Raw genomic sequence first — 10809 nt, 5'->3', positions numbered from 1 at the left:
AAATTACAAAAAAACAACTAATCCAAATTATGAATTAGTTGCTTAATAAATTAATTTAATTATTTAGTCTATCAGTACCATTTGACAAAGAGCCGAATTAGTTGCCTTTAAACTTATTTATTTACTTTTTTAGGCTATACTGCCCTTTACCAAGGTGGCAAAAGGCGAGTAAACCACAAGCAATTACTTGTTTTCGATAGCTTCGCGCGCATCCTTTGAGATGTTGTAGAAAGCATTAATGCCTTTATATTCAGCAACTTTTTCTGACAACAAGTCTTCAATCCGCATTAATTGGTTATACTTAGCAATTCGGTCAGTCCGTGACATTGAACCAGTCTTAATTTGACCTGCATTAGTTGCCACAACTAAGTCAGCAATTGTTGTGTCTTCAGTTTCACCTGAACGGTGAGAAACGATAGCAGTGTAACCTGCTTCTTTAGCCATTTCAATTGCTTCCATAGTTTCAGTCAAAGTACCAATTTGGTTAACCTTGATTAGGATTGAGTTAGCAGCACCCATTTCAATACCCTTCTTCAAGTATTGAGTATTAGTAACGAAGAAATCATCACCAACTAATTGAACTTTCTTACCAAGTTCGCTAGTAATAGTCTTCCAATCATCCCAGTTATTTTCATCAATAGGATCTTCGATTGAAATAATTGGGTATTTGTCTGTCAAACCTTCAAGATATGAGATGAATTCAGCAGTTGTGTATTCATCCCCAGTTGACCAACGTAACTTGTATTTCTTAGTTTCGTTATCCCATAATTCTGATGAAGCCACGTCAATCGCGATTGCAATATCTTGACCAGGTTTGTAACCTGCGGCTTCAATTGCCTTAATCAAGTATTGTAATGGTTCTTCATTGTTAGCAAAATCAGGGGCAAAACCACCTTCATCACCAACTGATGTTGCCTTACCATCAGCAGCCAATAACTTTTTCAAGTTATGGAATGTTTCTGAACCCATCCGGATTGCTTCTTTAACTGATGATGCACCAACAGGCATAATCATAAATTCTTGGAAATCAACCTTGTTATCTGAGTGAGCACCACCATTGATAACATTCATCATTGGTGTAGGTAAAACGTGCGCATTGAAACCACCGAGGTAGTTAAACAATGGTACGCCAAGTTCATCAGCAGCTGCTCGAGCAACGGCAATTGAAACACCAAGAATAGCATTGGCACCCAATTTACCTTTGTTTTCAGTACCATCAAGCTTAATCATTGCCTTATCAATAGCAACTTGATCAGTTACATCGTAACCAACAATTTCTTTTGAAATAACGTTGTTAACATTATCAACAGCTTTAGTTGTACCTTTACCCATGTAACGGTTCTTATCACCATCACGTAATTCAACTGCTTCGTGTTCACCAGTTGAAGCTCCTGATGGAACAATTCCACGACCAAAGCCGCCTTCTTCAGTATATACTTCAACTTCAACAGTTGGGTTACCACGTGAGTCAAGAACTTCGCGTGCATAAATATCAGTAATTGCAGACATTTTAACATCTCCTTGAATTCGGTTATTTTTATCTTTTACCGTCTTTAATTGTATAAGTTTTACGCTAAAAATACAATGATTATCATTTAGATAATCCACAATTTCACATGTTTCTCTTTTTAAACTTCTTTTTGATAGTTAACGAGCTTTAAAAAAATGGCCGGATCTAAAGAAGCATCACCTACTAAAACACCATCAATATTTGGCATGGCCATTAATTCAGCTTGATTATTCGGCTTAACTGAACCACCATATAAAATCCGAACCTGTTCTGCACATTCATCAGAAAACATATCAGCGATGGTTTGTCGGATTAAATAACACCCGTCTTCCGCTTGCTTTGCCGTTGCAGCCGCGGTACCAATTGCCCAAGAAGGTTCATAGGCAATCGTGATTTTTTGTGCTTCTTCTGGTGACACCCCTTTTAAAGCCTCGATAACTTGCGAAACTACCCAATGGACTTTTTCATTTGCTTCACGTTGACCCATTGTTTCATCAACACAAATAATCGGTAACATATTATTTTTTAAGACTGCTTGCACTTTATTATTAATCATTTCATCAGTTTCACGAAAATACTTACGGCGCTCACTATGACCAATAATTACATAATCAACGCCTAAACTAGCAAGGGCTTTAGGGCTAGTTTCCCCTGTATAGGCACCACTATCTTTCCAATAAACATTTTCCGCACCAATTTTTAATGGTTGATCACTAGTTGCAAAAAGCATTTGACTTAAAAATAAACTTTGGGCACAAATTAAAGATTCTACTTCACTTTCCGGAGGGAGTTGCCCCCTAATTGCATTTAAAAATTCTAAGGCTTCTGGTAATGTCTTATTCATTTTCCAGTTAGCTGCTACGAACGGTATTCGCATAAGATTCCACCTCCATAATAGTTATATTTTAGCATATTAGCTAACTATCTGGGGTAAGTTTGTCTAGTGTTAAACCTTGTCATGTGTTTGATCAACTGGTTTGCGGTATTTACGCATCGCTTCTGCTAAATGCACAAAATTTGTTACAAGCTCATGATTAGTAGCTTTAAGGCCATTTTTCTTAGCCAGTTCAACTATCCAACCGTTAATATAGTCAACTTCAGTTGGGCGACCCTTCACAAAGTCTTGATACATTGATGGAAAATGTAGCGGATTAGCAACATTTGAGACATAATCCACTTGTTGTACCATTTCCTCACGTGTTTCAAGTAGTTGATACCCCGCTGCTTCAGCGGCATCATAGGCTTCATTAATTAATGGGCGCGCAATCCCTTCAAGAAAATTATCATAAGCCATTAGCTCACCCATGCGTGATTGAAACATTGTCGCAATTGAGTTTTCAACAGCATTAAAAAAGACTTTAGTTAAGAGCGTCCCCATAAAGTTATTTGATTTTGTGGGATTTAAATGTGCTGCCTTAAAATCAACCAAAACATCATCTAACACGGCTGAATCTTGCTCTGTTAAATTAGCATACGCACTCGACCCAGCTCCTTCAGCACCCATAAAGTCAACGTCCCCATAGTCATTTAAAATAGTTGCAATCATCGCAGTACCACCAATAATTCGCTCATCTGCAAAATATTTTTGTAGTTTCTCAATATGCCCCATCCCATTCATTGCCCCTAAAGCCGTTTGATGCTCCTTAAATTTAGGTGCTAAGCGTGTAAGAGCATCTTCTAATTGCATTTGTTTCATAAAGAAAATCCAAACATCTGGATCGCCATTATATTCTTCTGGTGAATAAATTTTTACCGGTAGGAGATGTCGATTTTGATGATCACGGCTTTTCCATACTTGATTCCCTTGTTCCCGAATTCGTTTAAGACTAGCTGCGGTAGGTTCCACATAATCTACTTCAACGTGCGCATTTTCTTGTAACAAAATTCCATATCTAAGGCCCATTGCTCCGGCACCAACTACTGTATATTTCATTATTATCACCTCATTTTTTTATTCATATTGCTAAAAGATTAGGTCTGTCAAACATTCAAAACAAATTAAGATCAATCTACATAAAAACGTCAGGTTATTTTAACTAACCTGACGTTTTTGCTACTGTGATAGGGCAATTTGCCTTATATCGATTCCTAATTAAATAGCATGCAAGTCAGATTTGGGATACCGTGGCTGACCATGTTAAAGGTAAGCCGTTAATCAATAATGACTAACGCCTTAATCAGTACTTGTTTTTCTAAATTAACAATTTGCATAAACTATTCACTCTCCGTAATATGTTATCAACATTATGAGATGCTTTCTAATAAAAATCAACCCATTTTTAATAAATGAGTTGATTTTTTTAATATAAAATTTTAATCCGCAATTACTTTTCAGAAATAGCAGCAATTCCTGGTAATATTTTACCTTCAAGATATTCTAATGAAGCACCACCACCAGTTGAAATGTGCGTTAATTGATCAGCAATTCCAAGTTGTTGTGCAGCGGCAGTTGAGTCGCCACCACCAACAATCGTAGTAGCACCTTCTAAGGTAGCAAGATATGAGCCGACTTCAAGCGTACCCTTAGCAAAATTTGGCATTTCAAAGACACCCATTGGGCCATTCCAAACAACAGTCTTAGCACCCTTTAATGTTTCTTTGAATAATTCGATTGATTTAGGCCCAATATCAAGACCCATATAACCATCTGGAATATCACCATCAGTCACCACAGTTTTTGCATCATTACTGAACGCATCCGCTGCTACTGCATCAACTGGTAATACTAACTTATCGCCTGCTTCAGCAATCAATTCTTTAGCTAAGTCTAACTTATCTTCTTCAAATAGTGAGTTACCAATTTTTTTACCATTAGCAACATCAAAAGTATATGCCATACCACCACCAACAATTACTTTGTCAGCTTTAGTAAGAAGGTTTTTAATAATACCAATCTTATCTGATACCTTAGCACCACCTAAGATAGCCACGAATGGTTGCGCTGGATTTTCAACCGCACCACCCAAGAACTTGATTTCTTTTTCCATTAAGAAACCAGCAGCTGTTTGTGCAATGTTTGCCGCAATACCAGCATTTGAAGCATGTGAACGATGCGCAGTTCCAAAGGCGTCATTGACAAATACATCACCAAGAGATGCCCAGTACTTACCAAGTTCTGGATCATTCTTAGATTCACGCTTAACCTCAACACCATCTTTAACATCTTCAAAACGAGTATTTTCAAATACCAAAACTTCACCGTCTTTAAGATTATTAATCGCTTCTTCTAACTCTGGACCTTCAGTCGCTGGAACAAATGTTACTGGTTTTCCGAGTAAATCAGCTAATTTTTGTGCAACTGGTTTCATTGTCAATACTTTTTTATCATCTTCTGACTTAATACGACCTAAGTGAGAGAAAAGAATGGCCCGACCACCATTTTCCATTACATACTTAATTGTAGGTAAGGCTGCAACAATTCGGTTATCGTTAGTAACAACACCATCTTTTAATGGAACATTAAAATCAACACGCATTAGGACTTTTTTGCCCTGTAAATCTAAATCAGAAACCGTTAATTTAGCCAATTTAGAATTCCTCCTAGAAAAAATTATCTCTTGTTTTTATTAGCTAGCGTCAAATATACGCTACGCCCTTATTTTAACATATTTGTTTAGCTAATCACAAAAAGAAAAGATGACCAAAAGACCATCTTTTCAAAACTATTTAGTTTTAGTCAAGTGTAGCAAAGTGAAGAAGGGTACGGATCATGTTTGATGTGAAACCGTATTCGTTATCATACCAAGCAACAGTCTTAACTAATTGGTGATCACCAGCAGTTGTAACTTCTGTTTGAGTTGGGTCAAATACAGAACCGTGAGTATCACCAATAATATCTGATGATACAATACCGTCTTCATTCCAACCAAAGGCTTCGTTACCTTCAGTGTGCTTCTTAATTGCTTCGTTAACTTCTTCAGCAGTAACCTTCTTAGAAAGTACTGAAACCAATTCAGTCAATGAACCATCAACAACAGCAACACGTTGTGCATGTCCTTGTAACTTACCCTTCAATTCTGGAATAACAAGACCAATAGCCTTAGCAGCACCAGTTGAGTGTGGAATTGTGTTTACAGAAGCAGTACGGTTGTTACGTGCTTTTGAACCACGAGGGCCATCAAGAATCATTTGCGTTGAAGTAAATGCGTGAACAGTAGTCATTGTACCAACTTCAACACCAAATTCTTCATTTAAGAAGTAAGCCATTGGTGCAAGACAGTTTGTAGTACATGAACCAGCTGAAACAATTACGTCTTCATTATCCAAGATGTCTAAGTTAACACCAGGAACAACAGTCTTGATGTCACCTGCTGGAGCAGAAATCAAGACACGCTTAGCACCAGCATCGATGTGCGCTTGTGATTTTTCTTTTGAAGTGTAGAAACCAGTACATTCAAGTACGTATTCAACACCATCGTTTTCAACCCACTTTAAATCAGCGGCATTACGTTCAGCGTAAACCTTGTATTCCTTACCATCAACGATAATTGAATCGTCAGTAGCTGAGACTTCAGCCTTTAAAGTACCATGTGTTGAGTCATACTTGAGCAAGTATGCCAACATTGATGGGCTAGTCAAATCATTAATAGCCACAACTTCAATATCTGAAGCAGTATCCTTTAGTTCAAGAATACGACGGAAAGCAAGACGACCAATACGTCCAAAACCGTTGATACCAACCTTAACAGTCATAATTAAGATTCCTCCAAAAGAATTTAGTTTTTTAAACACTCATTATTTTACGCTACAAACTAGAAATAAGCAATATTACCGCATTAACTATATGTAATTCTGCACAATCTTCTTACCTTAACTTAATTTTGCCCAAAATTAATAATAAAAGTCCAATTAAACCTAAAATAATTATTAGGATACTAATCACTTTTTCTTTAGTTTGCATTTGATATGCTGGATTTTTTTGCTTTTGCGCTTGCACATAAAAATATAATCCTGGAATATAAGCAATCATTGCCAGTAATAAAAACTGCGCACCCGCTAAAATTATCCCGACAATTTCAAAGACTAAGGCAATAACTCCAACTGCCACCTGAAACCATGCATTTTTAGTAGTTCGCCGATTAATCCACGAGAACTTAATTTGATAGGCGGCAACAAAACTGTATGTAATCACAATCGCTGCTGTACATAATGAATACGCAAATTCATATGCCTTATTTGTGAATAATAATGTAAATAAAAATAGTTGAATTAAAATTTGGGTCGTCAATAAGGCAATATGTGGGGCATTAAAGCGATTCACCTTAGCCAATTGTTTGGGTAATAGCTGATCTTTACTCATCAACATCACCGTTTCTGCTGGTAACATCGTCCAAGATAACCAAGCCCCTAGTATTGAGATAACCAAACCAATACTAATGATCGCCCCACCGATAGGGCCTATCATGTGTTGAAATAAATATACTAATGCTGGTCGTGGTAATCCAGCTAATTCAGTGCGCGACAAATAGCCGTACGGCAAAAGTGATACTACACTATAAATTACTAGTAAGCCGACTACTCCAATAATGGTGGCTGTACTAGCATCCTTTTTATTTTTAGCCCGTGATGACATCATCGTTGCCCCCTCAATACCGACAAAAACCCACATCATTATCATGATGCAACCTTTGACTTGAGTAAGCACGTCAATAGCTGAAAAATTAGTACCCACATTACCCCAAAAGGTCTTCGTAAACATATTAACCTTAAACAAGATAATTGCTAAAATAATAAATACAAATAACGGAATTAATTTACAAATCGCTACAATCGCGTTTAAAACAGCAGCTGATTCCACTCCACGTGTTACAAAGTATGTTAATGACCAAGCAATCACAGATGCTAAAATAATTGAAGGAATATTATGACCCGTTTTAAAAATCGGATAAAAATATCCTAGTGAGCTTACTAAGACCGTTGCAAAGGCTACATTGCCTAACCAAGCAGACAACCAATACCCCCAGCCACTTAAAAAACCAGCAAAGTCCCCAAAACCTGCCTGTGCATAAGCAAATATTCCTTCTAAATCAGGCCGTTTTATCACTAAATTACTAAATGATAGTGCCAATGCTAAAATACCAATTCCTACGATTAACCAAGCAATCATCACTGCCCCAGGTGCAGCAACGATCGCAACATCACTGCTAAGTGCAAATATTCCCGCACCAATTGACGAGCTTACCACTAAGGCAATTAATGTCATTAGTCCTATGCCTTTTTTTTGCATTTCTGTTAAAACCTTTCATGATATTGCTTAGGACAATATCTACTTAAATTTACCAAAACAAGTAACTATCATAGCATATTAACTGATGATTGGGTGTATTATAAGAACTTTTCTATTAAATTTAATACTAACCATGCTTTTGATAAATAAAAAAACAACTAATTAAATAAACTCAAAATTAGTTGCTAGAAAAAAGAAATTTTTTAAATTTTTAAACTAAACGTCTCGAACTATTTAACCTGACATATATCTAAAGCCGCACCAGCGGGGGTAATCCTCAAGTTTTGGGTCTCGAACTATTTAATCTGACATACATCTAAAGCGCTCAGTGCGTTCTAGTATGCGTAAAGCTTGGTCTCGAACTATTTAATCTGACATACATCTAAAGCCTAGAGAGTGCAAAATATGGCTAATGATGGGGTCTCGAACTATTTAATCTGACATACATCTAAAGCCACCGAGGATGGCGAAAAAATTGTTAATGGGGTCTCGAACTATTTAATCTGACATACATCTAAAGCTGGAAAGGCAAGATAGACGCTTTAAACCTAGGTCTCGAACTATTTAATCTGACATACATCTAAAGCTGATAAGTCCTCATCATAGACACCCCCTAAGGTCTCGAACTATTTAATCTGACATACATCTAAAGCTATGCTGTTTCAATTACTAAATAATCCTCTGGTCTCGAACTATTTAATCTGACATACATCTAAAGCGTTTGTTCCACTTTGTAAAAGTAAGTAAAAGGTCTCGAACTATTTAATCTGACATACATCTAAAGCCAGTTAGTCGATAAATTTAATTTAGTCAATGGTCTCGAACTATTTAATCTGACATACATCTAAAGCTATACCTTCATTTGCCATAAGTCTATAAGCGGTCTCGAACTATTTAATCTGACATACATCTAAAGCCCATATTTTGAGCGATAAGCACTGGGAGAAGGTCTCGAACTATTTAATCTGACATACATCTAAAGCTTGATATGTTACAAGCTTTGTATGCTACCAGGTCTCGAACTATTTAATCTGACATACATCTAAAGCCGCTTCCCACTTGAATGTACCGTCTTTAGTGGTCTCGAACTATTTAATCTGACATACATCTAAAGCACACAAGGTATTTTTCATCGTATAACTTAGGGTCTCGAACTATTTAATCTGACATACATCTAAAGCTGACCAAATGTTCGGTCAAAATGTTACAAAGTCTTTATCAATCAGATGAAAATCCTGAGGATTAACATTCTGAGGACATATCCCATTTTGTTTTAGTTCGAGTACATTTACATGTAACTCATTAATCATGTTAACTATATCAATGTGATCAGCATTGTGTAGATAACGTTCCATATCATTAATAACAAAGAGACGATCATCCCCCAACTGGGCTGCCGTTTCAATTACATACCTAATTATACCACTTGCGCTCTGATTTTCGGGTGGTAATAACGATAATTTAAAATATTTAAATAATTCTGGCATAACCCATTCGTTACTAATTGAAAACGGCAAATTATTATTTAAAATTTGCTGATTAATGATTGTTTTTAGTTCATTTTGTAATTGATATAGTTTCATTTGACTATCATCAGTGCAATAAAACTGTAACTTTGCCAAAATTTTTTTACCAAAAATATTATTATAATCACGTGAACTAGCTAAATCACCAATAAATACAACTTCTTTTTTAACTTTAAGAACTTTATAGTTTTCGGTATAAGCTCCCTCAATTCCTTCATTACCAATTAAAAATTGTTGAACTTGCCAAAACAGCTCTGGAATTTCTATAACTAGTTGCGAATACCCATTATTTAAATTAATTGGTTCACAACCATGAATTGTTAAAGTTTTCATATCACAATTACCCGCTCTGGATTATTTCGAATATCGTCAGAAGATTGGCCAACTAAAAAATGCATGCTACTAAATTGGGCCTCAGTAACAATCAAAGTTTGAACTAAACCTTCTTTTGGTAATTGCTTCATAAGCCGCTGTTCTAATAACTCTGCAGCTTTTCGATTAACTGTAATCCGAGTATATATTGATTCCTGCATCATAATAAACCCTTCATTGATTAATGCTTTATGAAAAATTCGATACTCTCTCCGGCTTTGACTAGTTTCTACTGGTAAATCAAACATCACAAATAAACGCATTATCCGATACCTCCTAGCTTAAACTCCCATTTTGGTAGTAAGTCCATCCTACTTTCTTCAATGTCTTGGTTCAAAAATGCTAGACTATCTCTTAACAGCTCACTAATCACGGACGTAATTAACATTTCTTGGCTTTTAAAATTAACGGTCATATTTAAAACATCAACTAATTTCAATTTAGCGTCAATCGAAAAATCCATTTCTCCCATATTTCTTAATTTCCACGTGCGTATATCAATTAATGGACGTAACGGTTCCATCATATCTGACGCTAAATTTAGAAAATTTTCATAACTTTGATGATGAATTCCCAATTCAGTTAAATATCCGGCTGCTTGAATTTCTCTTGCTACAGCTGCTAATAAAATTTGATAACCATAATTAAGATGTACATTAATTTTATTGTTGTCATCTTTACGAACAAAATCTTTCCCATATAATCGAGTAAAGTACATCCGAGCAACTATGGCTTCGCGATTACTACTATCACCGATAAGTATTTTTTCAATATGAGGTGCCAAAGCTAGACTATCCAATTCTAATCTTTGTAATACTTGTTGTTGATTTTTCATTTTCACTGTTACTATTTGTTGCCATAATATATCCTTTAAATTTTTTGACCATTTAAACTGTTGCTCAATATGCTTTATCCGCTGATTGTTACTATAGTAGCCAATCATTTCACCAACTGGTAAATAATTTTGATCACAAATTATAACTCGTACATCATTTTTAATTAGTTTTTGAATTACATAACTTGTAATTGTCGCTTGTGCTGTTTCAATAATCACAAGATTTAAATCACTTAATGGCACTTGAAATATCTGATCAACTGTTTTTATAACAACCTGTCCCATTTGAAAAGCCACTTTTGTATGTTGCGTAATAATTAATGTTCGCCACCCCATTGCA

9 protein-coding genes and 1 CRISPR repeat array are annotated in these 10809 nt (G+C 35.9%); all 9 genes read right to left on the bottom strand.

The window, feature by feature from the left end; genetic code table 11:
* Nucleotides 1-183: 183 nt before the first annotated feature.
* Entirely contained in the window at nucleotides 184-1509 is a 1326-nt protein-coding gene (gene eno / locus JOC59_RS06905; RefSeq protein WP_205144065.1) for a phosphopyruvate hydratase, read from the bottom strand.
* Nucleotides 1510-1628: 119 nt separating this feature from the next.
* Nucleotides 1629-2387, bottom strand: a complete 759-nt coding sequence (gene tpiA, locus JOC59_RS06900; RefSeq protein WP_205144064.1) for a triose-phosphate isomerase — start codon at nucleotides 2385-2387, stop codon at nucleotides 1629-1631.
* Between the two features lie 69 nt (nucleotides 2388-2456).
* Nucleotides 2457-3443 carry a ketopantoate reductase family protein gene (locus JOC59_RS06895; protein WP_205144063.1) on the bottom strand — a complete coding sequence of 329 codons (987 nt, stop codon included), beginning with the start codon at nucleotides 3441-3443 and terminating at the stop codon, nucleotides 2457-2459.
* A 391-nt stretch (nucleotides 3444-3834) separates the two neighbouring features.
* Nucleotides 3835-5037 carry a phosphoglycerate kinase gene (locus tag JOC59_RS06890; RefSeq protein ID WP_205144062.1) on the bottom strand — a complete coding sequence of 401 codons (1203 nt, stop codon included), beginning with the start codon at nucleotides 5035-5037 and terminating at the stop codon, nucleotides 3835-3837.
* 145 nt (nucleotides 5038-5182) lie between these two features.
* The gene (gap, locus tag JOC59_RS06885) at nucleotides 5183-6202 is read right to left on the bottom strand and encodes a type I glyceraldehyde-3-phosphate dehydrogenase (protein WP_205144061.1); all 1020 of its coding nucleotides are present in this window, start codon (nucleotides 6200-6202) and stop codon (nucleotides 5183-5185) included.
* A 112-nt stretch (nucleotides 6203-6314) separates the two neighbouring features.
* Nucleotides 6315-7736, bottom strand: a complete 1422-nt coding sequence (gene arcD, locus JOC59_RS06880) for an arginine-ornithine antiporter (protein ID WP_205144060.1) — start codon at nucleotides 7734-7736, stop codon at nucleotides 6315-6317.
* Between the two features lie 221 nt (nucleotides 7737-7957).
* Nucleotides 7958-8917: a CRISPR direct-repeat array (repeat unit 36 nt; unit sequence GGTCTCGAACTATTTAATCTGACATACATCTAAAGC).
* Between the two features lie 15 nt (nucleotides 8918-8932).
* On the bottom strand, nucleotides 8933-9595 hold the full coding sequence (gene csn2, locus JOC59_RS06875) for a type II-A CRISPR-associated protein Csn2 (protein ID WP_205144059.1): 663 nt from the start codon (nucleotides 9593-9595) through the stop codon (nucleotides 8933-8935).
* The gene (cas2, locus tag JOC59_RS06870; RefSeq protein WP_205144058.1) at nucleotides 9592-9897 is read right to left on the bottom strand and encodes a CRISPR-associated endonuclease Cas2; all 306 of its coding nucleotides are present in this window, start codon (nucleotides 9895-9897) and stop codon (nucleotides 9592-9594) included. The genes csn2 and cas2 overlap by 4 nt, the downstream gene beginning before the upstream one ends.
* Nucleotides 9897-10805, bottom strand: a complete 909-nt coding sequence (gene cas1, locus JOC59_RS06865) for a type II CRISPR-associated endonuclease Cas1 (protein WP_205144057.1) — start codon at nucleotides 10803-10805, stop codon at nucleotides 9897-9899. Before cas1 ends, cas2 begins: the two co-directional genes overlap by 1 nt.
* Nucleotides 10806-10809: the final 4 nt, after the last annotated feature.

This window comes from Periweissella beninensis, assembly GCF_016908275.1.
In the GTDB taxonomy this organism is placed as follows: domain Bacteria; phylum Bacillota; class Bacilli; order Lactobacillales; family Lactobacillaceae; genus Periweissella; species Periweissella beninensis.
Note: the sequence above shows the minus strand (reverse complement) of the source record. Positions and strands in the feature narration are given on the sequence as shown.

Excerpts from the sequence above, each read along its gene's own strand:
- eno (WP_205144065.1), bottom strand. The coding sequence starts at position 1,509 with ATGTCTGCAATTACTGATATTTATGCACGCGAAGTTCTTGACTCACGT.
- tpiA (WP_205144064.1), bottom strand. The coding sequence starts at position 2,387 with ATGCGAATACCGTTCGTAGCAGCTAACTGGAAAATGAATAAGACATTA.
- JOC59_RS06895 (WP_205144063.1), bottom strand. The coding sequence starts at position 3,443 with ATGAAATATACAGTAGTTGGTGCCGGAGCAATGGGCCTTAGATATGGA.
- gap (WP_205144061.1), bottom strand. The coding sequence starts at position 6,202 with ATGACTGTTAAGGTTGGTATCAACGGTTTTGGACGTATTGGTCGTCTT.
- arcD (WP_205144060.1), bottom strand. The coding sequence starts at position 7,736 with ATGCAAAAAAAAGGCATAGGACTAATGACATTAATTGCCTTAGTGGTA.
- csn2 (WP_205144059.1), bottom strand. The coding sequence starts at position 9,595 with ATGAAAACTTTAACAATTCATGGTTGTGAACCAATTAATTTAAATAAT.
- cas2 (WP_205144058.1), bottom strand. The coding sequence starts at position 9,897 with ATGCGTTTATTTGTGATGTTTGATTTACCAGTAGAAACTAGTCAAAGC.
- cas1 (WP_205144057.1), bottom strand. The coding sequence starts at position 10,805 with ATGGGGTGGCGAACATTAATTATTACGCAACATACAAAAGTGGCTTTT.